Annotated in this window: 25 protein-coding genes; 15 read left to right on the top strand and 10 right to left on the bottom strand. The window is 43.9% G+C overall.

All coding sequences use genetic code 11. The annotated features are described in order from the left end of the window. The first annotated feature begins 37 nt into the window (after positions 1-37). The 4 genes from V7Q33_RS19460 (at position 38) to V7Q33_RS19475 (ending at position 3,780) form a co-directional block, all read left to right on the top strand. Entirely contained in the window at positions 38-988 is a 951-nt protein-coding gene (locus V7Q33_RS19460) for a formylglycine-generating enzyme family protein (protein ID WP_333820958.1), read from the top strand. An 84-nt stretch (positions 989-1,072) separates the two neighbouring features. Then, a complete protein-coding gene (locus tag V7Q33_RS19465) occupies positions 1,073-2,410 on the top strand; it encodes a Gfo/Idh/MocA family protein (protein WP_331982737.1) in 1,338 nt (445 codons plus the stop codon). A 107-nt stretch (positions 2,411-2,517) separates the two neighbouring features. Beyond that, positions 2,518-3,255: a lysophospholipid acyltransferase family protein gene (locus V7Q33_RS19470; RefSeq protein WP_331982739.1), complete on the top strand. Its 738-nt coding sequence runs from the start codon at positions 2,518-2,520 to the stop codon at positions 3,253-3,255. A gap of 21 nt (positions 3,256-3,276) precedes the next feature. Next, positions 3,277-3,780, top strand: a complete 504-nt coding sequence (locus tag V7Q33_RS19475; RefSeq protein WP_333820959.1) for a hypothetical protein — start codon at positions 3,277-3,279, stop codon at positions 3,778-3,780. Between the two features lie 3 nt (positions 3,781-3,783). Here V7Q33_RS19475 and V7Q33_RS19480 read toward each other — a convergent pair whose 3' ends face one another. The 7 genes from V7Q33_RS19480 to V7Q33_RS19510 all read right to left on the bottom strand — a co-directional run bounded on the left by V7Q33_RS19480 (position 3,784) and on the right by V7Q33_RS19510 (position 10,988). Further along, on the bottom strand, positions 3,784-4,869 hold the full coding sequence (locus tag V7Q33_RS19480; protein ID WP_333820960.1) for an alpha/beta hydrolase: 1,086 nt from the start codon (positions 4,867-4,869) through the stop codon (positions 3,784-3,786). Between the two features lie 405 nt (positions 4,870-5,274). After that, entirely contained in the window at positions 5,275-6,861 is a 1,587-nt protein-coding gene (locus tag V7Q33_RS19485; protein WP_331982744.1) for a phosphatase PAP2 family protein, read from the bottom strand. Between the two features lie 12 nt (positions 6,862-6,873). After that, the gene (locus V7Q33_RS19490; RefSeq protein WP_333820961.1) at positions 6,874-7,782 is read right to left on the bottom strand and encodes a hypothetical protein; all 909 of its coding nucleotides are present in this window, start codon (positions 7,780-7,782) and stop codon (positions 6,874-6,876) included. 190 nt (positions 7,783-7,972) lie between these two features. Beyond that, the gene (locus V7Q33_RS19495) at positions 7,973-8,515 is read right to left on the bottom strand and encodes a hypothetical protein (RefSeq protein WP_331982746.1); all 543 of its coding nucleotides are present in this window, start codon (positions 8,513-8,515) and stop codon (positions 7,973-7,975) included. A gap of 106 nt (positions 8,516-8,621) precedes the next feature. After that, complete coding sequence (gene rsmG / locus V7Q33_RS19500) at positions 8,622-9,251, bottom strand: 16S rRNA (guanine(527)-N(7))-methyltransferase RsmG (protein WP_331982747.1); 630 nt, start codon at positions 9,249-9,251, stop codon at positions 8,622-8,624. Positions 9,252-9,285: 34 nt separating this feature from the next. Then, positions 9,286-9,900, bottom strand: a complete 615-nt coding sequence (locus V7Q33_RS19505) for an RNA polymerase sigma factor (protein ID WP_331982748.1) — start codon at positions 9,898-9,900, stop codon at positions 9,286-9,288. After that, positions 9,888-10,988 carry a glycosyltransferase gene (locus V7Q33_RS19510; RefSeq protein ID WP_331982749.1) on the bottom strand — a complete coding sequence of 367 codons (1,101 nt, stop codon included), beginning with the start codon at positions 10,986-10,988 and terminating at the stop codon, positions 9,888-9,890. Before V7Q33_RS19510 ends, V7Q33_RS19505 begins: the two co-directional genes overlap by 13 nt. Before the next feature lie 226 nt (positions 10,989-11,214). Here V7Q33_RS19510 and V7Q33_RS19515 point away from each other — a divergent pair, with 226 nt between their 5' ends. The 8 genes from V7Q33_RS19515 (at position 11,215) to V7Q33_RS19550 (ending at position 22,603) form a co-directional block, all read left to right on the top strand. Next, positions 11,215-11,766 carry a hypothetical protein gene (locus V7Q33_RS19515; RefSeq protein WP_331982750.1) on the top strand — a complete coding sequence of 184 codons (552 nt, stop codon included), beginning with the start codon at positions 11,215-11,217 and terminating at the stop codon, positions 11,764-11,766. Between the two features lie 376 nt (positions 11,767-12,142). Next, positions 12,143-15,355 (top strand): HAMP domain-containing sensor histidine kinase, encoded by a 3,213-nt coding sequence (locus V7Q33_RS19520; RefSeq protein WP_333820962.1) that lies wholly within the window; start codon positions 12,143-12,145, stop codon positions 15,353-15,355. 504 nt (positions 15,356-15,859) lie between these two features. After that, positions 15,860-16,924, top strand: coding sequence for a LacI family DNA-binding transcriptional regulator (locus V7Q33_RS19525; protein ID WP_333820963.1), 1,065 nt, complete (start codon positions 15,860-15,862; stop codon positions 16,922-16,924). A 99-nt stretch (positions 16,925-17,023) separates the two neighbouring features. Continuing rightward, on the top strand, positions 17,024-18,154 hold the full coding sequence (gene tgt, locus V7Q33_RS19530; RefSeq protein WP_333820964.1) for a tRNA guanosine(34) transglycosylase Tgt: 1,131 nt from the start codon (positions 17,024-17,026) through the stop codon (positions 18,152-18,154). 21 nt (positions 18,155-18,175) lie between these two features. Continuing rightward, positions 18,176-19,312 carry an LptF/LptG family permease gene (locus V7Q33_RS19535; protein WP_331982754.1) on the top strand — a complete coding sequence of 379 codons (1,137 nt, stop codon included), beginning with the start codon at positions 18,176-18,178 and terminating at the stop codon, positions 19,310-19,312. Beyond that, positions 19,313-20,209: a DMT family transporter gene (locus V7Q33_RS19540; protein ID WP_333820965.1), complete on the top strand. Its 897-nt coding sequence runs from the start codon at positions 19,313-19,315 to the stop codon at positions 20,207-20,209. Positions 20,210-20,369: 160 nt separating this feature from the next. Beyond that, entirely contained in the window at positions 20,370-20,756 is a 387-nt protein-coding gene (locus V7Q33_RS19545; RefSeq protein ID WP_331982756.1) for a BlaI/MecI/CopY family transcriptional regulator, read from the top strand. After that, positions 20,753-22,603, top strand: a complete 1,851-nt coding sequence (locus tag V7Q33_RS19550; RefSeq protein WP_333820967.1) for a M56 family metallopeptidase — start codon at positions 20,753-20,755, stop codon at positions 22,601-22,603. The genes V7Q33_RS19545 and V7Q33_RS19550 overlap by 4 nt, the downstream gene beginning before the upstream one ends. 74 nt (positions 22,604-22,677) lie before the next feature. Here the strand turns inward: V7Q33_RS19550 and V7Q33_RS19555 are convergent, their stop codons facing one another. From V7Q33_RS19555 to V7Q33_RS19565, 3 genes are all read right to left on the bottom strand, one after another. Then, positions 22,678-23,415 (bottom strand): DUF2490 domain-containing protein, encoded by a 738-nt coding sequence (locus tag V7Q33_RS19555; protein ID WP_331982758.1) that lies wholly within the window; start codon positions 23,413-23,415, stop codon positions 22,678-22,680. Positions 23,416-23,711: 296 nt separating this feature from the next. After that, positions 23,712-24,782: a mandelate racemase/muconate lactonizing enzyme family protein gene (locus V7Q33_RS19560; protein ID WP_333820968.1), complete on the bottom strand. Its 1,071-nt coding sequence runs from the start codon at positions 24,780-24,782 to the stop codon at positions 23,712-23,714. Positions 24,783-24,821: 39 nt separating this feature from the next. Further along, entirely contained in the window at positions 24,822-25,898 is a 1,077-nt protein-coding gene (locus V7Q33_RS19565) for a DUF1611 domain-containing protein (protein WP_333820969.1), read from the bottom strand. 116 nt (positions 25,899-26,014) lie between these two features. On the opposite strand from V7Q33_RS19565, the gene V7Q33_RS19570 reads away from it, so the two are divergent. From V7Q33_RS19570 to V7Q33_RS19580, 3 genes are all read left to right on the top strand, one after another. Then, a complete protein-coding gene (locus V7Q33_RS19570; protein ID WP_333820970.1) occupies positions 26,015-26,452 on the top strand; it encodes a hypothetical protein in 438 nt (145 codons plus the stop codon). Positions 26,453-26,464: 12 nt separating this feature from the next. After that, complete coding sequence (locus V7Q33_RS19575; protein ID WP_331982762.1) at positions 26,465-26,698, top strand: hypothetical protein; 234 nt, start codon at positions 26,465-26,467, stop codon at positions 26,696-26,698. Further along, positions 26,698-26,933, top strand: a 236-nt coding sequence (locus V7Q33_RS19580) for a type II toxin-antitoxin system RelE/ParE family toxin (protein ID WP_333820971.1), incomplete at its 3' end; no start/stop codon positions are given. The genes V7Q33_RS19575 and V7Q33_RS19580, both read left to right, overlap by 1 nt.

Genomic DNA, 26,933 nt, shown 5'->3' on the forward strand with positions numbered 1-26,933 from the left:
CTATCTTCATCGCCCATTAAATTAAACAATGATTGCTTTGAAGAAGAACTATCTCACACTTGCTTTTAGCTCTCTGCTTTTCACTTTCCACGTGCAGGCTCAAAAATTTGAAAGCTATGAACAAACTATTCCCGGCACCAATGTAAACTTTAAAATGATTGCTATACCGGCAGGGTCATTCATGTTAGGCAGCAACCCGGCCGATAGCAGGAAGGAGCAGGATGAAACGCCCCAGAAAAAAGTAGAACTATCTGCTTTCTGGATAGAAGAACATGAGGTGACCTTTGCCGAGTGGGATGCATTCTTCAAGAACATGGATGTGCCGCAAACAAAAGCTATCGCAGTGGATGCTGTATCACGACCCACAGCGCAATATATAGACCTTACCTGGGGTATGGGGCGCGATCCGAAGCAACCCGCTAATAGCATGAGTCAGCAGGCAGGCATTATGTATTGCAAATGGCTATACGAACAAACCGGCATCTTCTACCGACTGCCTACAGAAGCAGAATGGGAATATGCTTGTCGTGCGGGGAATGATAAACCAGTAAGCAACGATCCTAACAGCTTGCAGGAATATGGCTTCTTTAAAAATAACAGTGGCGGTAAATATCATAAAGTAATGCAACTCAAGCCCAATGCTTTTGGATTGTATGATATGCTGGGCAACTTAAGCGAGTGGACACTGGATCAATATAATCCAACAGCATACGAACTGCTTGCTGCCGGATCAAAAGATCCTTCTACTCCACCAGCCGGTAAATATCCCCGCGTAGCACGGGGCGGTTCGTACTTAGATGAAACAGAAGTGTTACGTTGCACCAATCGCATTGCATCGAGCGCTGAGTGGAACAAGCGCGATCCTCAAATACCAAAAAGCCGCTGGTGGTTAACGGATGGCATGTATATGGGCTTTCGCATTGCACGACCATTGATACAGCCCTCGAAGGAAGAAATTGAAAAATTCTATGCTTCCTATCTAAAATAGTTGATGAACGGTTCGGGGAAATGACCGAATGAACTGTCTTAATAAAGTATACGCCTCATTCAAAAAACATTTAAACCATCGCCTATGAAATCGAAAGACAATGCAACGATCAGCCGCAGAGATTTTGTGAAGAGCTCTGCCATTGCAACGGGAGGCCTGATGGCCATGCCGCTTATATCAAATGCCGGATACTTTACCTCTATGGACGATACCATCAAAATAGCGTTGATAGGCTGTGGTGGTCGTGGCACCGGTGCTGCCATGCAGGCACTTCTTACCAAGCAAAACGTGAAGCTCGTAGCCATGGCCGATGCGTTTCGCGATCGCCTGGATGAATGCTATCATGCGCTTACCGATGAGAACTCAGACGAAGGAAATGTAAAAGCAAAAGTTACCGTAACCGAAGAGACTAAATTTGTAGGCTTCGATGCCTATAAGAAGGCGATTCCATTGGCCGATGTAGTGATTCTTACAACTCCGCCAGGCTTTCGCCCCATCCATTTCACAGAAGCTGTTAAACAGAACAAGCACGTGTTTATGGAAAAGCCTGTAGCCACCGACCCCGCGGGGGTACAAAAAGTGCTGGCGGCTGCGGCAGAAGCAAAAGCTAAAAAATTAAATGTAGTGGTGGGGCTGCAGCGTCATTATCAGAACTCATACCGTGAGTTATACAAGCGCCTGAAAGATGGCATGATTGGCGACATCACTTCTGCACAAGTGTGGTGGAACAATGATGGCGTATGGGTAAAGATGCGCCAGCCAGGACAAACTGAAATGGAATATCAGATGCGCAACTGGTATTATTTCAACTGGCTCTGCGGTGATCATATCAACGAGCAACATATCCATAACATCGATGTGATGAACTGGTTCAAGGGAGGTTATCCTGTAAAGGCACAAGGTATGGGCGGACGCCAGGTGCGCACAGGTAAAGAGTACGGTGAGATATTCGATCACCATTATGTAGAGTTTCAATATGCCGATGGCTCGATCCTCAACAGCCAGTGCCGCCACATCAAAGGCACGTATGCCAAAGTTGACGAATACTTTGTAGGCACGAAGGGTACTATTAAATGCGGTGCAGGGGAAATAGCCGCGAAGGATAAGGTATTGTATAAGTTCGACAAGAAAACAGAGAACAACCCCTATCAAACAGAGCACGATGAACTCTTCGCAGCCATCGCGAAAGGAGAATATAAATTTGCCGATGCAGAGAATGGAGCAAAGTCGACCATGACCGCTATTATGGGGCGCATGGCCACCTACAGCGGAGAAGTTATTGAGTGGGATAAAGCGTTGAAATCAAACATCAGCATTATGCCTGCAACCTTCGCCTGGGATGCAGAGACTCCGGTAAAACCCGATGCAAATGGTTTTTACCCCATTGCTACACCCGGTGTTACCAAATTTGCGCTCTCGTAAGAGCAGCCGTTCATCCTATTTTTAAAAGCCAGCGTCCATGCTGGCTTTTGCTTTTTGCATCTTTCCTAAACTTTCAGAACTTTCGAGGAAGTTTTAACTGGTATCACTTGAAAATTGTTCAGACTATCCTCCTCACCTTGTATAAAGTGTGGGTATTCCTGGTGTTCAGTGTGTTTATGATTCTCTACCTGCCAGGTATTATGATTCCGTTTTTGCTGGGCCAACGCTTCGGAAACATCGGCTATTTCTTTCTGTGGTTGTGGTCGTGGACATTCAGTATTCTCACGTTTATCCGTTATGAGTTTTATGGAACGGAGAATTTCAAAAAAGGCCAAGCCTATATTTTCGTGAGCAACCATACTTCATTCCTGGATATACCCGGTATACGCATGATTATACCCGGCCAATTCAGACCTTTGGCTAAAAAAGAACTTCTCAAAATTCCGGTTTTTGGATGGATCGTTAAATCCGCTACCATTATTGTTGATCGCTCCAGTCAGGAGAGCCGTAAGAAGAGTATTGATCGTCTTAAACAATTTCTTAGGCAAGGTATATCTATACTCATCTTTGCCGAAGGAACACAGAACCGCTCGAAAGAAGTATTACAGCCTTTTCACGATGGCGCCTTTCGGATTGCGGTAGATACGCAACAACCGATATTGCCCCTGGTTGTAGTGGGCGCAGGAAAACTGATGCCTCCCAGTACGATCGATCTGCGTCCTGGCAAGATAAAAATATATGTTGGCGGTGAGATAAAAACAGAAGGACTCACAGCCAGCGATATAGCATCACTGAAAGAAAAAACTTTCAATGTGATGAAAGATCTGATCATTAACGGTCGCTAACATTATTCTAACATTATCATCATGAGCAAAGCCTTTACCTCCAAACAGTATTTCAGTCAGCTTAACCTGATCTATTTTGCCCAGGCAGGATTGATGCTGCTATTTGCAGCAGTCGTATTTGTACTGGTATATCTCGGAAAAGTTGTAGTGAAAGTGGATGAGAGTACTAAAATATATACCTATGCGCTGGCTGCTGTGGTGGTGATCGGCTTTTCTGCCGCACATTTTCTCTATCAGCAAATGCTTTTACGGATCGATAAAGGATTACCACTAAAAAGCAAGATGCCTAAATACATCGGCATACTGCTGGTGCGTTCTGCCTGCCTGGAACTACCGGGTCTCTTTGCTGCTATTGTTTTCTTTCTGAATGGTAATTTCTATCTCTTGTTCATTCCCATCTTTATAGCGGTTGTATTTTATTTATTGCGCCCAACCCCTTCCTCTATTGCTGATGACTTGCAGCTTACTCCGGAAGAACGCACATTGATTGACACCCCGGAAGCAATTATAGCAGAGGGAAAGTGAAGTTTACTTATTCGTTTTTTCTCGTTTCCCGAATGATAAATTGTCAGAAAAAAATTTTACCATTTTATTCTGGATTCTCTCAGCAACGCGGTTAATGTGATCGCCTTCGTAGATTTCAAAGAAATGTTTGATCCCGTACTTATTCAACTCATTGTCCAGTGTTTTGATACTTTCAGCAATCCATGCATCCTTTGTTCCGGCATCAAAACCGATTGCTTTGAGTTTTCTGATATTGAAGATGTACTGATCTAAATTATTCAATGGTCTGTTAGCATCCCATTTCTGCAAAATGCCGGGTTGAACTTTACCCTCTTTTACCGGGAGGTCGATAAAAAACGGAGGGTTTGCAGGATTGGGCGACCACGCTGCTGCAGACGCAAAGAGTGCTTTCGTGCCAAAATCTGCCTTCAGTACTTCGTCAAGGGTTTTGATACTGTCTGCACGAAGAAATGACTGTGGTATTGGTTGAAGAGACATCGGAGGCGAATTCAGACAACACGGGCTAAGTAAATATACAACTGAAAATACATCCGGATATTTTCTTCCAATACGCAACGCTCCGTAACCGCCCATGGAATGACCACATAAACCCCGGCTTTCTGTCTTTGCAAGCGTGCGAAAATGACTATCGATATACGCTACCAATTCTTCCGCAATAAAATCTTCCCAATTACCGGTGGTAGCAGAATTCGAATACATACTTCCCTGAAAAGTTGTATACGCATTAGGAGTAACAACAATCATTTCATGCATAGCATCCTTTGCAAACACACTGTCTAAAATTGGCGGTAATGTCATCCAGTGTTTTTCAAAGCCATAGAATTTTGCATCGTTGTCGGTATAGCCGTGCAGGAAATAAACTACCGGATAGCGTTTGGCAGGGTTGTTTTTGTAGCTCGCCGGTAAATAAACCGATACGTACCGCTCGGCACTATCGCCGCTAAGATTTTGCTCCAGAAATTTTCCGTGTACTTTGATTCGCTGAACAGTACCGGTAGCAACTTGTTTTCTCTGCGCAAATATATCCGTAAGGAAAACGGGCGATGTCAGCAACATGACAATCCAAAACTGATACAGGGCTTTTTTCATAATGAAATATAAAACAAGTTTAAATTTATTGCCAGCCGCATCACGTCAATTGGATATTTCTCCGGCACATAGAGCCATGAATATCTATGATGTTTCTTGAGTAGAAAATCTCATTTGTGTGCGCAGGCATTCGATTTTGCAGAAATGAATGTATACATAATGGTACACCTGTAAAAAAGCAAATCCGGACAGGCCGTATGACATATACCTTATCCGGATCACTTCTCGATTGGAGCAAACTTAGGTGTGGGTGCGGGTCTGAGCAGTGCGGGAGTGTTTTTCTAACCCAAAGATCTTTTTATACTTTCTATATCTATTCCTTTACGCTTGTTCTAATCTTTTTCTAAAACCGGGAGATGCCCGAGGGCATTCCCGAATTTAACCTATCAATCATCAATATATATCTTAATCAGCGCCATCGGTTTGTGCAAAGGCTACGGCAAATCCTCCTACATTCTTTCCTTGCTTCAAGCCTACTTCAATATCGGAACGGTAATGTATACCGGCATATAGTCGAGAGTTCGAAGCTTCACTTGCCTGTCCCAGAAAATATTCGCTATTCGATGGAAACAGGTATGATAACACCGTAGCTGCCGATCCGGAGAACGTAGAGTGTCCGGAAGTAAAGGCCGGAAAGTTCGGTACACCGGTACCAGTTTTTATAGAAGGGTCCATCTGCGAAGGACGCGGATTGAAATAATAGAACTTCGTTTCCCAGCAGCAAACGGCTGCATCATGCAAGGCCACATTCAGCAATGCAAAGGCACGCGCGGCCCTTACCTCGCTATAATTAGCATCGCGTATATACTCGGCAGCTATATCATTCCAATGCCCGGGAGGCGTATAGGTTCCCGCACCATCGGCCCATTTGTGTACAATGGCGAGGCGTTCGCGTGTAAGATTTTTAGAATACCATTTTACTTCATCCACTTCTGTCTTCATCTCAGCCGAAGAGGTTAGTGGTGGTGGAGCCGGCCGGCCAGCGGTTATCTGGTCAGCCGTCATCATCCACGCTTTTACTTTACCAAACGCTGGCAGCATTGGCGGACGCTTGGGTGTTTCGAGGCTTATCCACGGAATTTCTCCTTTTGCTTTGGCGCCATCTTCCAGGCTTTGCCAAAGTGCTTTGTTACCCACGGCAGAACCCATACCATCGCCTTTGGCACGCGTAATAAATAACGCAGCTACCGATTTACCGAGCGCAAGTCCGGCGGCTATATCGCTGGTAGAAGCTTTACCAGACCACAGTGCTGCATTGCGTTGCTCGGCTGCTTTCAACGTAATCTCCTCTACAGCTGCAGGGAAAAGTAATTTCAGCATCTCTGCCGTTACACCTGATAGCACAGCATCGTGCGAAGGATACGAAGGTAAACCGGTTTCAGGCATTAATGATTGTATGCCAGCGTCATTCTTATAAGGTGAAGGTCTTTTATATTGGTACATATAGTGCCATGCAGCTTTCAGCGCTTCATATTGCGCTACAGTAACATAACTATAGGCACGTGCTGCATAGGGAGGGTTTGCAAACGGAAAGTTAGGGTCAGCAAACGGGTTCTCGGCATCCGGCACCGGGTATGTACCATCGGCTTTCGGTGCCGGGGGTAAATTATAGCGTGCTACCAATCCACGCAGTACCTGGTTCCAGCGCAACACACCGCCACCACTCCAGTATTCGATAGCAGCTTTCTGTTCCTTGGTAAGTTTACTTTGTAAATCCTTAATGGTAGCAAGTTCTGCCTTGTAAGCATCGGATGTTATATCGGCCGGAGGGTTGAACACTTTGGGAGTAGAGTTCTCCACTACGTTTACAATTTTATCGATTGTGAATGTGTTGGCATCTATAGGTGTCCAGGTTTCTGCATCTTCATCAAGGCTGGCAGGTGCAAGCGGTGTAAGCGTCTCAGAAACTTCAATATCTTTATTGCAGCTCACAACAATACCGAGTGCAAGCGCACAGGTTATAATCAGGGTATAGTATATATTCTTTTTCATAGCGTAGAATCATTACTGGTTTTCACCAAACTTGAGGGTGTAGAGAAATCCGGCCATCAGTGTGGTTGACTGGCCAACGTTGCGTCCGGCCAGGGTATACATTACTGCACCACGTGCTGCCAGGCCGGCCGGCTTGGGCAGATAATACATAATCAATGCACCGCCTTTTATATAATTCATACGGTTTGATACAAACGGCATATCCTGCCGGCGTATATCAGCGCCCCCCAGTGTGTTTTGCTGCATATAGTTCAGCTCGGCCTGCAGCGGACCCGTGTGGTAACCAATGCTGGCAAAAACATCAAATACATTTGGCATTTTTACTTCGTCACTCATTACAAACTGATTGCCATCAAAGTATGAGGGGCGGTCCAGTTTCGTGTTGCTTCTCCAGGTATATCCTCCGGAGGCATTTACATACCAGTGCTCGTATCTGAAATTAGACGTAAGCCTGTAGGTGAGGTTGGTTGTATGCGTGCCAAGTGCCAGCGGAAAAAAATCCGGAGTATAGTCACTCAGCGGCGTAGAGAAATTAAATACCGCAAATGTACTGAACGTACTCTTCTCAAATTTCTGCTTGAAGAAATTATACTTTACACCCAGCGAAAGATCCTGCAGACCTTCCATGCCATGCAAGGTTCCCTGGCTGGCTTCTGTCTTCACATACGGTACCATGGCAATCACATTGATCTTGTTGGTGACACCATAATTACCAACCCATGTCAGGCTTTGCGTTGTTATATGCCCGATGTTTCCATTGTCACGCTTCAGCTCTCCTTCCCAATAGTTCGTCCAGCGATCATGTCCATACATAAAACCGGTACAAAAATTTTTTTTGGGCATCATAAGCCCGTCTGTGAGCGTTTGTGAGAATGAGAGAGTGGGAATAATCCCGAGTAGTAGCAGGTAGATTTTCTTCATATATAGTTTTGGATTATTAAGGGTTTCCACGATGGATGCGATCAAAAGACAATCGCGCAAGAGCATAACGCTCTTCCCGAGGGTACAATAAAGTTTACTCCAACACCAGCCTACAGGAAATATACAGCTGCCTGTATAGCTCTTTTACTACGCTCTTAAATGAATTGTACGGGCGGGAAGAATAAAAAGATTACGCCCTTTCAGGAGGATGTACGATAGACGCACAGTAGGAATCGGTCAATACAACGGGAGATTTTTCGTTACGCACATCAGATGACCAGCCCCGTGTTTGGGATTTGATCGTATAGCTGCTCACAATATATTCTTTAATAAAAGCCGGCAATGCGGGTGCCTGGTGCTGATCTCCTGCAGGACTGTCGGCTAAAGTCTTTACATAATCAGCTAATGCCTGGTTGATGCGGGTGCCCTTCATATCCTTAACACATACTATATATAGTGTGTCTTGCGAAAGGCGCTGCTTTACCATACGGTATACTTCACCGTTGTGTTCAAACTCGCCATCCACACGCTGGTATTCTTCTGTATTATTGGCGTATGGAATGGCCAGTGGCACTTTAATGGTAACCGTTTGTTGCTGATTATACTGGCCAGCATCGAATTGTTGTATTAACTGTTGCCGGTTCTGATAGTGTAGCCCGAAGAACAATCCATAGTAACCCAGCACGTTAAAGAGCAGGAGGAAGATGAACACTATGGATATCGCTTTTTTCACGATGAAGTTTGGGATGACTACATAGTTATAAAATTTAGTTTAATAAAGCAACGGCCGAAAACGTTTTCAGCAAGGGCTGGCAGAGATTGACCTGGTAAAAAACGGGCTATAGCGGTACAAAAACCACTTTTTTCGTATCGAAAAATTCTTCTTTAAAATAATCGGAAAGATCGTAAACCTGGTGGATGTGCTTCAGTTCGGCAAGCTCTTCATCTAAATCACCACCTTTCAGATACAATATACCATTATCAAGCTCATGTACCGATTGCTTTTTGGTTTTGCGATGGATCCATCCGTAAAATTCTTTTAAACGGGTAACGGCCCGGCTCACTATAAAATCATATTCACCTTTAATCTGCTCCGCGCGAATCTGTTCGGCTTTTACATTTTTCAATCCTATACCTTCGGCTACACCTTTCACTACAGTAATCTTTTTGCCGATAGAATCTACTAGATGAAATTTAGTATCAGGAAAGAGTATAGCCAGCGGTATACCGGGGAAGCCACCTCCCGTACCTACATCGAGCACCGATGCACCGGGTTTAAAAGCCATTACTTTGGCTATTCCCAGCGAGTGCAGTATATGATTGATATACAGGTTATCGATATCCTTGCGGGATATTACATTGATCTTGTCATTCCACTCTTTATACAAATCAAACAGCTTGACAAACTGCTCTTTTTGTTTGGCGGTAAGATCAGGAAAGTAATGAAATATGATGTCGGCCTGTTGCAAGCGGCAGCGGAGTTTCTAAAGATGTATAGATAGATTAAATATGATCGCGCTTGTTCTTCACCATCTCAAACATCAGCTCACGTGCGCGGTGAAGCTGCGCTTTTACTGTACCCAATGGTGCATCCAGCTCTACAGCAATCTCTTCATACGAGAGTTCGTGGAAATAGCGCAGGCGCACCAGCTTCTGATATTTGGCAGGCAGCTTATCTACAAAGACTTGTATCAGCTCAGCTTTTTGCGACTTGATGGTTTCTTCCTGCGGATCGAGGTTCTCATCTTCCACATCGATGGAAACAGACTGGCCATCGTCATCGGTAAATGTATTTTCAATGCTGAGAGTGTTCAGTTTTTTCTTGCGTATAAAATCGATGGTGTTATTCGTAGCAATGCGGAACAACCAGGTACTGAATGTAAAATCTTTTTTAAAACGATGAAGGCTTCTAAAGGCTTTGGCAAACGACTCGATGGTAAGATCTTCGGCATCATCTACATTGCGCACCATTTTCAGAATCATGTGGTAGACCGGGCGCTTATACCGCTGCATAAGCTTGGCATACGAGCTGTCATCGCCTGCCACGGCCATATCAATCAAACGGAAATCTTCCAGTGCTTTTGATGAGAACCTGTTTTCTTCTTCTAATTCTTCCATCGTACTTTTTTGGACACTAACGCCATGAGGCCGGTGACAAGATAATAAAAGGCATAAATAAAATCTAAAAGCGGCACCAGCCATACCTCAAACCGCACCCCGAATCTTTTGGCAGCCATATTGGCTACCATAACCAGGAAGAGCATACGGAAAAGCAACGCCCCCACTACCAGGTAAGTAAATTCCGGCACAAAGGCCAGCGGAATACCTCCGAACCAGGTAAGCAGCCAGGTTAGCGTAAACAATCCGAGCAAAAAACGATGCCCGAACCGATACAACTTTCCTACCGATAAATGGCGGGTCTTCTGACGGAAGAATGATGACCATGTGGTTTCAGGAAGCGAATATATCAGCGACTCTTCACCAATCACCACTTTCGTATTTTTGCCCGTGGCATGCTGATTCACAAACAGATCATCATCACCACCGGTAACATTCAAAAAGTTATTGAATCCTTTCTTCTGCAGAAACATCGATTTCCGATAGGCCATATTACGGCCAACGCCCATGTAAGGGTTTCCCAATGAAGCAAAAGAGATGTATTGTAATGCTGTGAGCAACGTTTCAAAACGAATAAAAGCGTTGAGAAGGCCAGGTACTTTTACATACGGCGATGTTCCCAATACAAAGCTTGTCGATTCATTGAACTGTGCGCTCATGGAAGCGATCCACTGTTTGGTGAGTGGCCTGCAGTCTGCATCGGTCAATAAGATCCACTCGTATTTGGCTGCTTTGATTCCCAGTGTAATGCCGTATTTCTTTCCATTAACGTGCGGAGGTGTGCGGTTAACATGCACCATGCGCAAACGGTGATCTTTGCTTGTTTCTTCCAGCAGCCAATCGAATGTTGTATCGTTGGAGCGATCGTCAACCACAACGATCTCAAACTCGGGGTAGTCTTGTGCCAGCAATTCAGGAATCAGCTCCTTCAGGTTCTCTTCCTCATCGTGCGCACAAATAATGATCGATACGGGCAAACGCTCCGTCTGCGTTGCAGTCCGCTTTTTGGAAATGGCAACCAGGAATACGATGAGATAGATAAGCTGTATTCCAACAAGAGCTGAAAAAATGACGAACAGGATTAGCAAGCGACTTAAATTAAGAAAGCCACAAAGATAAAAGGCCTGTTGGAGGATAAAAGGGAACCCGCACAAATTAACACGGAAGTATGTGCATGGCGAAAAGATTCTACAGCAGATGTTGATACATTTTTTTTGAACGACAATTAAAAGTTCACACGAAGAAAAAGCACTGAAATACAGTTTGCCATACAGGAATTATTAATTTTATCTTCCCGAATTAAAGACCCCACGTATGAGAATGTTTTTACCCTGCACGCTACTCGTGTGTGCTTGCTCCTGTGCTGTTGCGCAGGAAACAATTTCTGTCTCGCTCAGGAAAATCGCTGCTGCCGATGTAGTATACGAAACGCCATCGGCCAGAATCTGCTTCTCGAAGAATGACATTCTTTCTGACTTCAATGATCTTAAAGATGATCGTTCATTTATAGATGCTATGGAGAAGGCCAAACGCGAGGCCTACACGACCGCCATTGAATACCTGAAAAACACGAAAGGACAAATCGCTCTGACGGAAGGAAAGAATTACTCGCAAAAAGAATTGCAGGGCTTGCAGGAGCTGATCAAAATCAGAAGCGGAGCACGTTTGCTTAACGATGGGCGCGTAGACGTATATCGCAAAGCTACCAATACGCGGCAGGATAAAGTACAATCGCGCCAACTGGCGGACTCTCCCGATGGCGCCATGTATGCATTTTCATTTGCTGATGCCACACCATTCTTTTCAGGTGGTGTATATGGAGAGCTCACGCTATACTCTGAAGATACTGACGACAAGGACGAGTAATTTATTCGTCTCTTCTAATCACACTTTGTCAGGTTAGTGATCTTATCGATATTGTTGCGAGGCGTCACGCGTTACCCGATTCTTTAAATGATCGGGCAACATAACCTGACATCTATACTTGTATATACCGTATACTCACAGGCCAGGTGGGATTTGCCTGCACAGGTAACAACAGTTTTTTACATGCCTTCGTCTAATTGATGTAGGTATTTTTACGTATATCACTCTAAGCATTCTCCTTGTTTCATTCAAATACCAATTACCCTAGTTTTGGAGCCTGGTTCCTAACCCCCGCAACGAAATCAGTTATTGAATTTAGACATTGACCAGCTACCCGGCCGGTGTCTATTGGGTAGCCTTACGCAACGAACAATTCATGTATCATCTGATAATCACAAGCTTATTTCTGGTAAGTTGTTTTATTGCCCGCGCACAACAACTGTTTACTCAGAATTACCCCATTGAGGTTTATCAGGGCGCCAGTCAGAGCTGGTCTATCCGCCAGGACCAGCAAGGCATTATTTACGTTGCCAACACAGAAGGCCTGCTTCGGTATGATGGAAACAAATGGGAGTTGATGTCATTGCCCGACAAAGAAGCTATCTACTCGGTTGATATTGATTCTTCCGGCAAAGCTTACGTATGCGCCGATTATGACCTGGGATATTTTCAAACAAAGTCTGACGGAACATATCAATACTTTTCTTTATTAGACAAACTGCCGGCTGTGCATAAGGTAAATATGACCATGAGCCTGGTAAGGGTCTTCAATAACAAGGTTTTCTTTTTAGGCGAAGATTATATTTATATATACGCTGATAACCATTTCAAAGTATTAAAGGTCCGTTGCAAGGGATTAATCGTGAACCAAAACAACCTGTATGCCCGAAAAGAGGACGCATTATACAGGTACACAGGCGATGGGTTTGAATCGACACCTTATTTCCGAATAATAGAGGGAATGAAGTATGCATGGATCACAGATTATGGCCCCGATAACTTTCTGATATTGGATGAAAAAAATCGGGTTTGGATCATCAACGAAAAACATCCCGATCAATGGAATATCTTCTCTGAAGAACTCAACAGAAGCCTGAAAAATCTGAACATTCAGAGCATGACCTGTCTCGATAACGGAAACATTGCAGTTCATGTGATCGATGAAATTCTTTCTTATGATGAAATTCTTTTTTACGACAAGAGCGGGAAATTACGCTACCACGTACCGGCAGAAAACCTGATGCGCTGGGGATATCTCTTTGAAGACAAACAGCATAACCTTTGGGCAAATGCCGATTCAAATATAATAGAGATCATATCGAGCTCTCCACTGTCTTACTTTGACTATAAAAACGGTGTGAAGGATTTTGTCCTTTCGTTCGGCAGAAAAGGGAACCATCACTATGTGGGAACCTATACCAACCTGCTATACCAGGAAGATGATAACACCTTTACCACATTACCAATAACAGAAGGCGGTGTTTGGAGTTTCAGCAACATACATAACAAACTGTATGCACTTCATGATGAAGGCGTGCTGGAGTTAGAAGGGAAAAAAGTCACCAGGATCGTGGATCATAAGTATACATTCGCGTTGTGTGCCTTGCGAAACCATGCCGACAAGATGATCATGGGAACTTATAACACAGGGATCTGGCTGCTGACAAAACATAAAAATACATGGAGTAAGAAAAAAATTAAAGGCTTTACGGAAGAAGAATCACGTGCTGTACAAGAAGACGAAGAAGGAAATATATGGACCTGCCAATTCAACCGGGGCATCTGGAAGCTAAAGCTAAATGAGCAGTTGGATTCGGTCATTGCCGTAACCAAATATGATGCCGCAAAAGGACTGCCCGCCAGCTCCAATAACAGAATTTACCGTATAGGCGGGAAAATTATAGCTGCGACTATTGATGGTATCTATAGCTACAATTCACATAATAACCGGTTTGAGCCTGAAGAAAAATACCGGAAAGCATTAGGCAAAGGATTCTGCATATATACCGTTGCCGAAGATCCCGAAGGCAATGTTTACTTTTGGGGAGCCAGGCCGAAAGAAAAAGAAATGGCGGGCGTTCTGAAAAAGCAACCCGATGGCAGTTTTAAACTTTTACCTACACCATTTAATAAAATCTCTCTTCCCTTTCGGAATCTTCGTGTAGATGTAGATGCTCCTATACTGGTTACTTCTTCCGGAAATGTGTGGATTGGAAATAATAGAAAAATATTCAACTATAATCCTCAACAGGTTTCCTTTTACAATGAGCCGATAACGTTAACCATTCAGAAAGTCTGGGCCCGGGATTCTGTGATCTATCAACATTCGGAAAAGAACGCGATCAACACAATTCCCTTTACTTCCAACAATTTAAAGTTCGAGTTTCTCTGTTCATTTCTGGAGGAACCTGAAAAGAATCAATATCAGTATAAATTAGAAGGCTTTGAAAACAAGTGGTCGGAATGGGCGACCAGCAAAGAAGCGTTATTCACCAATTTGTCAGCCGGAGACTATACTTTTCATGTAAGGGCCAAAAATATTTACGATGTTGTTAGTGCACCCGCTTCATTTTCCTTTCATATAAATCCACCATGGTATAAAACTTCGCTGGCACGTTTCTTATACTTTATATCGTCTATCCTGTTGGTCTTCCTCATTATACATCTCAACACAAGGCGGGTAAAAAAACAAAAGCTGGTGTTGGAGGAAATTATCAATGAAAAAACAAAAGAGCTGATTGATGTGAATGAAGAACTTCTGAGTCAAAGTAATTTACTATCAGAAAAGAATTATCAGCTTATAAAGGCACAAACCACTATTGAAAATCAGAACAAAGAGATAACCCACAGAAATGAGACGCTGGAAGAAGAAGTAGACAAGAGAACAAAAGAACTGGTAAAATACAACCAGCAACTGGAACAATTTGCATTTGTTACAGCGCACAACCTGCGTGGCCCCGTTGCCCGCATCATGGGCCTGGGCACGTTGATGGAAATGATCAGCGAAGTTCCGAATGAAGTAAAAACCATAAGTGACAAGTTAGTCTTTACAGCAAAAGAGATTGACGCTGTTATCAGAGATCTCAACCAGATTCTGCACATTAAAAATACGCCAAGCCCGTTGGAAAAATTCGATCTGAAAGTTGAGATGGACAAAGTTATCTCTGGCCTCGAAATAGAGGTTAATGATTCAAAAGCAATGATTCGAACAGACTTTTCAGAAGTTCAGTCGATCATTACGTCCAAAGCTTATTTCTATAGTGTTGCACATCATTTACTGAGCAATGCCATTAAATTCAGACACCCGGAAAGAAAGCCGGAGATCATGATCGCTGCCATACATGCCGGTGACTATATATGCCTTGCCATCTCCGATAATGGTTTAGGAATTGACTTGCAAAAAAACAGAGACAAACTCTTTACACTCTATAGCAGGTTTCACCTGCACGTGGAAGGCAAAGGCCTGGGACTATACCTGGCAAAAACACAAATGCTTGCGATAAGTGGAAACATTGAAGTAGAAAGTGAAGTAAATATCGGAACAACCTTTAAGGTGTTTTTCAAAAAGGTGCAGAGTATCTCAGGCTGACCTAGGTATTGCTTGCTAACGCTATATGCTTTGTTAAAAATGTAGGGCAGGCTGGACCTACCCTACTAACTCAACCAAACCAAATGTACTCGTAAACCTATAAAGAGCACATCGATACTTTATGCGGGCTGTCTTTACAAAGCAACCCGATTGAAGTTCTGAAGAACGCATCGGTACTAGCGAGAACTTTATGCTTTCAGTGCGAATCGAAAGCTGCACAATGGCAGCGATTTAGAGCTGCATGGCTGGTAAAGGCCATATAAACAGCATGCATTAACGTTTTTTTATTCTTGTATTTAACTGGCAAAGATTTTCTTCTGCCTGAAATCGCCATTGTAAAATATTGTAGCTGGCAAAATCACGATCCAAAGTAGAATACAGAACAAATAAAAGCAAGAAAATTTTCAAAATGTGTACGCGCACATTTTATTTGTGCGCGAAAACATAAAAAATATGTAAATTGGAAACGTTTTCGTATCACATGAAAATTTGATTTTTTTGAATATGGTCGATAAAAATATTCGCATTAAAGACATCGCCAAGCTGGCAGGTGTTTCTGTAGGTACAGTAGATCGCGTATTGCATAATCGCGGCAGAGTATCGCCGGAAGCCTTGAAAAAGGTAACGGAAGTGATGGAACAGATTGACTATAAACCCAACCTGATTGCCCGCACCCTGGGTTCGAATAAAAACTATCGCATTGCCGCGCTTCTACCTGATCCCAAGCAGGATCCTTATTGGGCACAATCCAACATGGGTATAGCACAGGCACAAACCGAGTGGGCGCAATACGGCATACAGGTAGAGCTGTTTCTCTTTGATCTTCTCGATAAAGACTCTTTCCAGAAAATGGCGCATGAGGTATACCTCGCCAAGCCTGATGGTATACTCATCGCTCCTACATTCTATCACGAAGCAATTCCTATATTTGAGCTCTTCCGCGAAACCGATATACCTTACGTTCTTTTCAACACCAATATACCAGAAGCAAATCCACTGAGCTTTATAGGCCAGAACCTTTATCAGAGCGGACGTGTGGGCGCCGAGCTTGTTTATTTCGGTCAGCATCAACCAGGAACATTGGCTGTACTTCACATCGATGAAGATATACACGACTCTTTCCACTTGTTGGAGAAAGAAAGAGGCTTTCGCGAATATTTTAAAGACAGGGGCAAAGGCGATTTCTCCATTATCGACTTTAACCTCAATCCGAAAGATCCTTCCTTCAGCAACCAGTTGGATCAACTGCTGAATGATTCGAACTTGCGCGGCATCTTTGTCAGCACATCAAAAGGAACAGCAGTAACAGCATCGTTTCTGGAGAAACATGGCAAGAAAAATATCCGCCTGGTAGGCTACGACATACTGGAAGAAAACCTCAAGTATCTGCGCAACGGCATTATCGACTTCCTTATTAATCAGAATCCAAAGCGTCAGGCATCACTCGGTATCAGTCACCTAGTAAACCACCTGATGTTTAAGAAAGGCACACCAGGCACTGACCTCTTCCCGCTGGAAGTGATTACCCAGCAAAATGCGGAGTCATACCTTAGTTCGGGCATTCACTAACCCACAGGCTATAAGCAGGTTGTAAGCGCAGCAGTGCCCTGCAAGAAACTTTGCAGGGGTTCAGGCCGATTATTCTATTTTTGCAGCGCATATCGCGCTATGAAATTTGATTTAACAGCAACCGACCCCAAGTCATTTGCACGGGCGGGCGTACTTCACACCGATCACGGAGAAATCCAGACACCCATCTTTATGCCTGTGGGCACAGCAGGATCTGTAAAGGCTGTGCATCAGCGCGAGCTGGAGCTCGATATTCAGGCGCAAATTATCCTGGGAAATACCTATCATCTCTATTTGCGCCCGGGGCTTGGTGTGCTTGAAAAGGCCGGAGGCCTTCACAAATTCAACGGCTGGAATCGCCCTATACTTACTGACAGTGGCGGCTACCAGGTATATTCACTGGCTGCGAACCGAAAGATTGTAGACGAAGGCGTTACATTCAAATCGCACATTGATGGTTCCAAGCATCACTTCACACCCGAAAATGTGATGGACATTCAGCGTTCCATTGGTGCAGATATAATCATGGCATTTGATGAATGTACACCGTATCCCTGTGATTATAAATATGCCAAGGACTCCATGCAGCTTACGCATAAGTGGTTAAAACGATGTGTGGACCGCATTCACTCCACCGAGCCTAAATATGGATATGAACAAGTGTTGTTCCCCATTGTGCAGGGCAGTGTATATAAAGATTTGCGTGAGCAATCGGCAGAATTTATAGCATCGCAAAATCAACCCGGCAATGCCATTGGAGGTTTATCGGTAGGCGAACCTCATGAAGATATGTATGCCATGACAAGTCTTGTGTGCGGCATTCTTCCGAAAGACAAACCTCGTTACCTGATGGGTGTAGGTACACCTGAAAATATACTGGAATGTATAGCTCTGGGTATTGATATGTTTGATTGTGTGATGCCTACCCGCAATGCGCGCAATGGCATGCTTTTTACAACCGAGGGAATTATCAACATCCGGAATGAAAAGTGGAAGGATGACCTCTCTCCTATCGATGCAGGACTGGGCGGCTATGTAAGTACATTTCATTCGAAAGCGTATTTACGGCACCTCATCATTAACAAAGAAATTTTAGGCGCACAAATTGCTTCCATTCATAACCTCACATTTTATCTCTGGCTGGTAAAAGAAGCGCGTAAACGTATTGAGGACGGCACATTTGCCGAATGGAAAAATAAAATGGTGAAGATTGTTTCCCAGCGACTATAAAAAAAACAGCAACAGCGCAGCATGAAACTACTCGACAAATATATTCTCAAGCAATTTCTGAGCACCTTCTTTTTTGTGGTGGTGATTCTGCTCGCGGTGATTTCTGTGATCGACATGACCGACAAGATGGATAAGTTCGCGAAAGCAGAACTTACTGCCGGACAAATATTCGGATACTACATGGATTTTATTCCGTGGATCGGAAGCCTCGTAGCACCTATCACCATCTTTATTGCTACCGTATATGTATGCTCGCGCATGGCCGGCCGCACTGAAGTAATTGCTATACTCAGTGCCGGTATAAGTTTCAGGCGAATGATGTTTCCCTATTTTATGGGTTCATTTATCGTGGCAATCCTAAGTTTTATTCTCAACGGGTGGATCATTCCCAACTCCAACAAATCAAAACTTGCATTTGAAGTTCAATACCTGAAGAGTAAATATTATTACGACAAGCAGAATGTTCATATACAGGTTGCACCCGATGTATACCTCTATATGAAAAGCTATAACAACACCAACAATACCGGCTACCAGTTCACCATGGAGCGCTTTGAAGATAACAAGCTCATTGAAAAACTTACTGCCAACCGTATTGAATGGGACACTACCAAGAAAAAATGGACGATGCGCGATTGGCGCATCCACAGGGTGCAAACCATCTTTGAAAAAACAGCAGGGCCGGAAACTACCCTTGGCGCTGATACCGGAAAAGCCATCATAACAAAAGATACTCTATTGAGTGGTACATCGAAAGATACTGCACTGGTGATACACCCCAAAGAATTTGAAAGCGACTATCGCAAATACGATGGCATGACGTTAAACGAACTTACCGCTTATATCAACACACTGCGCGCGCGCGGTTCAACCGGTATAGAAGTATATGAAGTGGAGAAATATACCCGCTACACTGCGCCGTTCACCATTTTTATATTGGTGTTTATGGGGGTGATTGTATCATCACGAAAAAGCCGCGGAGGTACAGGACTTCAGATTGCTCTTGGATTTTTACTCTCCTTCATCTTCATTATATTTTTCACACTGTTCCGTACGTTTGCTGAAAACGGATCTATGCCCCCTCAGATCTCAGTGTGGATACCGAACGTCATCTTCGGTATAATCTCGCTTATTATGTACAAATACGTTCCACGTTAAATGGCCACGCGCAACGATTATTTTAAACTACATTTCATAGTATTTCTCTGGGGGTTCTCTGCTGTTATTGGAAAGCTGGTATCTATACCGGCTGTAGAGATGGTGTTTTACCGCGCTATACTTGCTGTAATCGGTATGGGCATTGTAATTTTTGTTACAAAGGGAACATTCTCTGTTACAAGCCATCAACTGATCAGGCTTTTGCTGATCGGCACCATAGTAGCCGTCCATTGGATGGCGTTCTTTGGCTCGGCTCGCGTCTCCAACGTATCGGTAAGTCTTGTCGGCTTTGCTACAAACTCACTGTGGGCCGCACTGCTGGAACCTTGGTTCAATCGTACACGTGTGAAGAAATTTGAATTGTTGTTGGGTCTGGTGGTGATCTTCGGACTCTATATCATCTTCTCGTTCGACTTTCATTATAAAGCAGGATTGCTCCTCAGTATATTGGCCGGCTTTACTTCAGCACTCTTCTCAGTCTTCAATGCAAAAGTAGTGCGGTCGATTCCTGCGTTCACCATTACGTTCTATGAAATGATGGGTGTGTTTATTTCCATTGGCATTTTTCTTCCATTCTATAAACAGATAGCACCAGGCCACACATTACATTTGATTCCTTCGCTCACCGACTGGCTTTGCATTGCTGTGTTGGCCGGTGTTTGCTCGGTATACGCTTATTCGGTAGCAGTAGAGTTAATGAAAAAGATCAGCGTATTTCTGTTACAGCTCACACTTAACCTGGAGCCGGTATATGGCATCGTAATGGCCGTTATCGTTTTTAAGGATAAAGAAAAGATGGGACTCAACTTTTACATCGGCACGCTCATCATACTGGCAGCGGTCGCTGCTTACCCGGTACTGAAAAGAAAATTCGGGGAAGCCGCCCTCAAATCCTGACTCACCCGGGGAAGGGTAAGTCCATCCAATTTAGCAGTCTTCGATTTTTGCAGTTATTCTGAAAAAAGCTTTTCGGAAACTTATCTACGAAATTTTTCGTAAAACTATTGCAAGTCGTTCAGACTCTCATTACTATTGTACTACGAAAACATTCGTATTCATGAGCAGGAAAGATGTAAAGCCAACAGAAAAAGAACTGGAGATACTGCAGGTGCTCTGGGAACGAGATGCAGTCTCCGTAAAAGAAGTTCATGACGCGCTGGGAGGGGAAGAGCAGAATGGCTATACCACCATTCTGAAATTCATGCAGATCATGCACGAAAAAGGATTGGTGACCCGTGAGAGAAGCGGCAAGCTTCATCTTTATAAAGCAGTGCCTTCACTGGAGAACACGCAACAGCAGATTCTTAATAAAATGATAGACACCGTGTTTCAGGGATCGGCTGCACAACTGGTGATGAGTGCGCTTGGTAACAAGCGATCTTCCAAAGAAGAGCTTCGTGAAATCAGAAAATACCTGGAAAAATTAGAAGGAGGTGAATCATGAGTTTATATCACCTGCTTCCGAACGGAATGATTGAAGCACTCGGCTGGACGCTGCTGCATTCACTCTGGCAAGGTCTTGTTACGCTGGGCCTGGTATTGATTCTATTGAAATATATACCTTCGGCTGCTTCCGGCTATAGATATGGTGTAGCGCTGGCAGGTCTGACCCTCACCTGGATTGCCGGCATCGCTACGTTTATACTTCTATACAACAAAAGTGAAATCATTGCGTCATCATCCGGCAACTTCGCCTACATATACTACCCCGTTTCTCAAGGCGCTGCAACTTCCGGCAGTATCCTCACCTGGTTGCTAACAGCTATACAACAAAATCTTTCATGGCTGGTAATGGCGTGGCTGGCGGGTGCATTGCTCTTTATGTTTCGTGTTGTTGGAGGCGGTATATATGTAAGTCGCCTGCGGAATGGAGCACTGCCCATAACCGGTTACTGGTATAGTCGGGTGCAGGAGCTTGCTTCACAACTCAATATATCTCTCAAGGTTTCATTGGCTGAATCCGCACGGATACAAGCTCCTGTTGTATTAGGATATTTAAAACCGCTCATCGTTGTGCCGGTAGGTATGCTCTCCGGTCTTACTGCCGAGCAACTTGAAACTATATTTATTCACGAACTCACACACATCCGGAGGCATGATTACCTCATCAACCTCTTTCAGCTGATACTGGAAGCTATATTCTTCTTCAACCCGTTTGTATGGAAGCTTTCTTCTATTGTTCGCGATGAACGCGAGCACTGCTGCGATGACGCCGTGGTAAGAACTTCTGGCAACACAGCGGCCTACGCATTGGCGCTGGTACAACTTGAAGAAGCACGCTTAAGCCAGTCGGGTATAGCCCTCTCGCTGGCAGATAACAAAAACCAATTGTTAAACCGAATTAAAAGACTTATGGAAAAATCTGTAAAACATTATTCCGGACGGGAACGAATTATACCGGTGGTATTGCTCGTGCTCGGATTGTTCTGCGCATCATGGTTAACCGTTTCCTCGAACAAAAAGGATCGGACGCTAACAAGAAGTTCTTTCGTAATTGCACAAGACACTACCATCAAAGCCAGGAAGAAAGATCACTCCCCTCCGGCACCGGTTGCCGTGCCGTCTGAACCGGCAGAGCTTCAGGAAATAGCAGTAGATGTACAGGAAGCGCCTGAAGCAGTTCAAGATATAGAAGCTCCTGAAGCGATGCCACCTGTACCCGATATTCCTTTTCCGAATATAGCCGTAGTTGCTCCTGTAAATTTAGATTTTCAATTTCACATGGATACGGTACCGCCTCTTCAGGCAATTCGGTTTGATCATGATATGGACAACTTTGCAGAAGAATTTGAGAAGTCGTTCAAGGAAACCTTCGGTGATTTCTATAAAACACACCAACTGGACTTTGATAAAATGATGACAGACATCAAAGTAAAAATGGAGAACATCGATTCTGAAGCACTGCAACACATTCAAGTGGATGCTATGGCACAAATGAAACTGGCTCAGGAAAACATGGTGCTGGCGCGCCAGCAGGCTATGATCGCGCAGGAAGATGCCATGCATCAACTAAAGCGCGCCCAGGAAATGCAACAAATACAAATGCGCGATATGCAGGCAGACATGAAAGTGTTGCGAGACAATATGCAACGCTTCGAACAGGAGCTAAAGGAAGAACTTGTAAAAGACGGCTACTTAAAAGACAGCGATAAAATTCAAAACATGGAATGGAACAACGGCAACCTGGAAGTAAACGGTATAAAGATCAAGGAAGCCCACCTGCCTAAATATCGCAAGCTGCATGATGAATTCTTCTCCAGTAAATATCACGCTATACATAAGCTGGATTAAATCCGATCAACTGTAATATAAAAAAACAAGAGCTTTCCGGTTTGGAAAGCTCTTGTGCTTATACAGGGCTATATCTACTTTTTAGTAAGGTCAATGTTATAGGTAAACATCACTTGTGCACCTACGTTATTCTCTTGTGCAGTGCCATTTGCCTTGATCAACATCTGGTATAGGAAACCACCTTGCAGCGTAAATGCTGAGTTGAATTGATACCCTCCTCCTATAAATAAACGATTTTGATCAGGCTCATGAAATGTAATGCCTTTACCCCAGCTTAAGAACGCTTCATCATAGGCACTGGCAAAGTATGTTTTAGCCTCCATCTTAGCATGATTAATCGGCACTGTGGCCATGAATCGGTAACGCAGGCGGTTCAGTTTTTGGTCATACCCCTGATCAATAAGCCGGTTTTCTGTATCGCGGGTATGCACCTGAATAAAGCGCTGTTCCAAACGCAGGCGATGGCTGATAGAAATACGACTGATATTATGCTTATACGTCACCTGTTGATATATACGATGCTCGTTATTCCCGTAAGCAAGCGGTTGTTTTCCATAGCGATAGTTCCAGGTATATACATACCCGAGTGGCATGATTGAGATATGTTTACTAACTGCTATATCAAGGCCTGTGCGAAGTTGGTACTGCATCGGCTGAAAGTCTTGTGCCTGACGGAATTGTCCTTCCAGCATCCACGTGAAGCTCTTAGAAACTTTAAGATTGGTGGTGATGGAGAACCATTCAATGGACTGATTAACGACTTTGCGTTCGGCAGGTTGAGCAAAGCTTACCTGGCTGGCTATGACCAGCATGAGGGTACATAACCAGCATGAAATTAATCTTATCACTTCGATAAATTTTCTTTATTTCTCACAAAGAAAAGGAGACTAATATTACCGTAGTTTTAAGTATTTAACATTCACTTAACATTAAATTAATATATCCTATTTTATGCGAATTTGAGTCATTTAGCCACTTTTAGGGCAGCGGAATCTTATTTTTCAAATTGAGTACAGGCTTACATGGACAATCATTTTTAGGAAAAACCGGAATAAAAAAACGGGAATCTTCTCAACTCCCGTTTTTATACTTTAAAAATCGCAGGATGTTATACTCGCTCTACACCTAGCCCGGGTTTATCAGAGCAATACATATAACCGTCTTTCAGCACAAATCCGCCCTTCACTACATCACGGGCCAGGTCGAGACTTCCATCAAGGTCTATATACTTGGTGTTGGCGCAAGCATAGGCAGCATGCAGGGCCGCGGTGATGCTCACAATGCTTTCATCATTACATCCCCAGAACAGGTCTATATTTTCGTGCAATGCTATATCTGCAATTTTCAGTGCCTGGCTTACACCGCCACACTTCATCAGTTTTATATTAAAGATAGCAGCTGCCTTGGGAGGTTTTACGAGTTCAATCGCATCGGCTGGTGTAATGAGTGATTCATCTGCCGCCAATACATTGCGCACTTCTTTCGGCAGTCCCTTCATCTCTGCTATATCATGGGCCGGTAGCGGCTGTTCAATGAGCTCCAGATTCAAGTCGTAGGCACGACCATACAATTCAATCGTCTGGTGTACGGTATAGCCCTGGTTAGCATCTACGCGTATAACAATGCCATTGCCAAGCTGCTCGCGCAGTTTCATTAAGCGCTCAACATCTTCGTCCAGACTGTGGCCTAATTTTACTTTCAATACTTTAAAGCCACGCTTAATGTAGTCTTGCGCTTCCTTCAGCGTTTCCTCCACATTTTTGATACCGATGGTATTCGATGTAGGCAGCTTCTTTATTTTTTGTCCAAGAAATTTAACCAGCGGTATATCCAGGTATTTTGTAAACGCATCATGAAGTGCTATATCAAGCGCTGCCCGGGCAGAAGGGTTCTCCGGAAATTTCTTCCAAACTTCAAATGTAAGCTGGTTAAACTCGCGAATGTCTCTGCCGATCAGAAACTCCAGATTTTTCTCCTCAAGTGCTTCCAGGCATTGATCCAGTGTTTCTCCCACTACATATTCGCTCGGATTACCCGATCCTATACCCGTCATACCATTGTCGAGCGTAATCTCTACAAAAGCATTTCGCACTTCATCTACCGTTTTAAAAGCAATGGTATAGGGCTTGGTGTTACCGAGGTCAACACTCCATACTTTTATGTCTTTAATCTTCGTCATGTATATATAAAATTGTTTGCTTCAGATTCTATACCTGCTTTATGCCTGCGCCAGGCTTTTCTTTATCATTGATTCAAATACAGGTACCAGGCTATCCACACCATCTTCCAATGGCAGTACCGTCGGTATCCCCAGTTGTTTTTCAAAATCGCGTGTATACGATCGTGCTTCTTCCTGGCTCATCTTTGCTGTATTGATGGTAAGCGCTACGGTAGGTGCGCCATATATTTTTATCAGCGCGATCTCATCTTTCGGATCTGCTATATATGCGGGATAATATTCCATATCCTTATATTGTTTCCGGACAGGATTATGCTGCAGCACTACGGCATCTGCTTTAGCCGACACAATCCACTCAGCACCGGCAGGGCCACTTGGATTTCGCAGTGACGACTGGCCTTCAATAAAAATTATATCAGGTTTTGCTTCCTGGTAGCAGGTTACTACCGCATGTTCCATCTCACCTGAGATAAAATCGTTGAGTGTAGAGTCGAACACAAAACCATATTTAGCACCTTGCATCCAGCCTGTCTGACCTGTATAGATCATCTCCGCTTTATACCCGGCTTTGCGCATAGCCTCTACCAGAAAACGTGTTGTGGTGCGCTTGCCCAGTGAACAGTCTGTTCCAAGCACAGCCACTTTAGGGCATTTCACTTCTCGTATCTTGCCCGTCCAGAAGTGAAGGTCTTTAAATTTCTTGGGCTTGCGTACATCGGTAATCTCCAACCCCTTTTGACTTGCCAGCGCTGCAAGCTCTGGTATATCAGATACATACTCATGCAAACCATTCACCAGGTTATAGCCGCTCTCCAATGCTTCCTTCAGCATGGCGCGCAGCGAATCAGGTATAACACCACCTTTGGTGGCAACGCCTACCACGCAATACGTAGCTTTTTGTGGCGATGTCTGTGTAAAGTCAGCAATAGTAGCATATACCGGAATATCTCGTCTGTGGCCGTCCAGCACTTCGCCCGCATCCTTGCCGGGATGCTTGCTGTCAATGATACCAACAATGTTAAAACGATCGGTGCCGCGAATCAGGCCATGTGCAGTTTTAGCGCTCCCGGTGTCAAGAAAACCACCCGTGATCACTATTGCATTACTTTTTATCATATTAAGTTCACTTCTGAAGGGCCGGAATTTCGCGCAATAAAGTGAGTTTTCAAAAGCCGTTGTTTATGAAAGCGAGTGGCTTGAATTTTGAGTAAATTTGGATAAACCTGACGTTTATGAAAGCTGCTATTGTCATTTTTATAGCTATACTGCTATTCTGTTGTGTTATCCCTGCCAGCCATGCGCAATCGATCGTGGGCAAATGGCAACTTGTCAAGCAAACCAGTTGCCTGGAAGAAGAAACGACATTGAGCGACACTACGATGGAAGAAGTGATGGACGATATGAAGAGTATGTCGGGCGCTACACCGCAGGTGTTGATACTCAAAGAAAAAAATCTGGCAGAAGAAACCACCAAGATCGCCAGCCGCAGGCAATCGTATAATTCCAAAGCATTTATGTACCGGTTTACCGGCGATGCATTGCATTTCCTCGATAAGAAATCACATATTATTCTGGAGAGCTTTACGGTAGAAAAGTTCGATGCCGATTCACTGATTATCTCCAATGCAGCACGCGCCTGCGAGACAAAAGTTTTTGTGCGTATTAAATAATACCTTTACAATATGGAAGTAGCAGCGATAAAAACCGAGATACAAAAGCTGGTAGAAACACAGAGCGACCCGGCAATTCTGCAACGCGTGTATGAAATTCTGGAACAGGCGCAGCAAGAGGCTGCATGGAAAGATGTGATGAATGCCGGAGCGCTGAGAGCTGAAGAGGATATTAAAGCCGGAAGAATATATTCGATGGAAGAATTCCGTTCAATGATTACAGACTATATAAAGCAAAAGCGTTAGTGGAAATTATTATTACGTTAGAGGCAAGAAAGAAATTACAACGTATAATCGACTTCTTAAAACTCCAGCAGGTACCAGACGAAAAAATCCACGAAATCGTGGATAGAATTTTTCAAAGAATAAGTTCTTTGGCAGACAGGCCGTTTCTGGGCCAGGTTGAATCGATTCTTTTCCAACACCAGAAGCGCCATCGTAGATTAATCGAGGGCCCCTATAAAATCATTTACTACATCGA

The sequence above is a fragment of the Ohtaekwangia sp. genome (assembly GCF_036786105.1).
Taxonomy (GTDB): domain Bacteria; phylum Bacteroidota; class Bacteroidia; order Cytophagales; family Cyclobacteriaceae; genus Ohtaekwangia.

Bases quoted from the DNA above. Each gene is read 5' to 3' on its own strand.
- V7Q33_RS19465 (WP_331982737.1), top strand. From the start codon at position 1,073: ATGAAATCGAAAGACAATGCAACGATCAGCCGCAGAGATTTTGTGAAG.
- V7Q33_RS19475 (WP_333820959.1), top strand. From the start codon at position 3,277: ATGAGCAAAGCCTTTACCTCCAAACAGTATTTCAGTCAGCTTAACCTG.
- V7Q33_RS19480 (WP_333820960.1), bottom strand. From the start codon at position 4,869: ATGAAAAAAGCCCTGTATCAGTTTTGGATTGTCATGTTGCTGACATCG.
- V7Q33_RS19485 (WP_331982744.1), bottom strand. From the start codon at position 6,861: ATGAAAAAGAATATATACTATACCCTGATTATAACCTGTGCGCTTGCA.
- V7Q33_RS19490 (WP_333820961.1), bottom strand. From the start codon at position 7,782: ATGAAGAAAATCTACCTGCTACTACTCGGGATTATTCCCACTCTCTCA.
- V7Q33_RS19505 (WP_331982748.1), bottom strand. From the start codon at position 9,900: ATGGAAGAATTAGAAGAAGAAAACAGGTTCTCATCAAAAGCACTGGAA.
- V7Q33_RS19515 (WP_331982750.1), top strand. From the start codon at position 11,215: ATGAGAATGTTTTTACCCTGCACGCTACTCGTGTGTGCTTGCTCCTGT.
- V7Q33_RS19520 (WP_333820962.1), top strand. From the start codon at position 12,143: ATGTATCATCTGATAATCACAAGCTTATTTCTGGTAAGTTGTTTTATT.
- V7Q33_RS19525 (WP_333820963.1), top strand. From the start codon at position 15,860: ATGGTCGATAAAAATATTCGCATTAAAGACATCGCCAAGCTGGCAGGT.
- tgt (WP_333820964.1), top strand. From the start codon at position 17,024: ATGAAATTTGATTTAACAGCAACCGACCCCAAGTCATTTGCACGGGCG.
- V7Q33_RS19535 (WP_331982754.1), top strand. From the start codon at position 18,176: ATGAAACTACTCGACAAATATATTCTCAAGCAATTTCTGAGCACCTTC.
- V7Q33_RS19540 (WP_333820965.1), top strand. From the start codon at position 19,313: ATGGCCACGCGCAACGATTATTTTAAACTACATTTCATAGTATTTCTC.
- V7Q33_RS19545 (WP_331982756.1), top strand. From the start codon at position 20,370: ATGAGCAGGAAAGATGTAAAGCCAACAGAAAAAGAACTGGAGATACTG.
- V7Q33_RS19550 (WP_333820967.1), top strand. From the start codon at position 20,753: ATGAGTTTATATCACCTGCTTCCGAACGGAATGATTGAAGCACTCGGC.
- V7Q33_RS19555 (WP_331982758.1), bottom strand. From the start codon at position 23,415: ATGCTGGTCATAGCCAGCCAGGTAAGCTTTGCTCAACCTGCCGAACGC.
- V7Q33_RS19560 (WP_333820968.1), bottom strand. From the start codon at position 24,782: ATGACGAAGATTAAAGACATAAAAGTATGGAGTGTTGACCTCGGTAAC.
- V7Q33_RS19565 (WP_333820969.1), bottom strand. From the start codon at position 25,898: ATGATAAAAAGTAATGCAATAGTGATCACGGGTGGTTTTCTTGACACC.
- V7Q33_RS19570 (WP_333820970.1), top strand. From the start codon at position 26,015: ATGAAAGCTGCTATTGTCATTTTTATAGCTATACTGCTATTCTGTTGT.
- V7Q33_RS19575 (WP_331982762.1), top strand. From the start codon at position 26,465: ATGGAAGTAGCAGCGATAAAAACCGAGATACAAAAGCTGGTAGAAACA.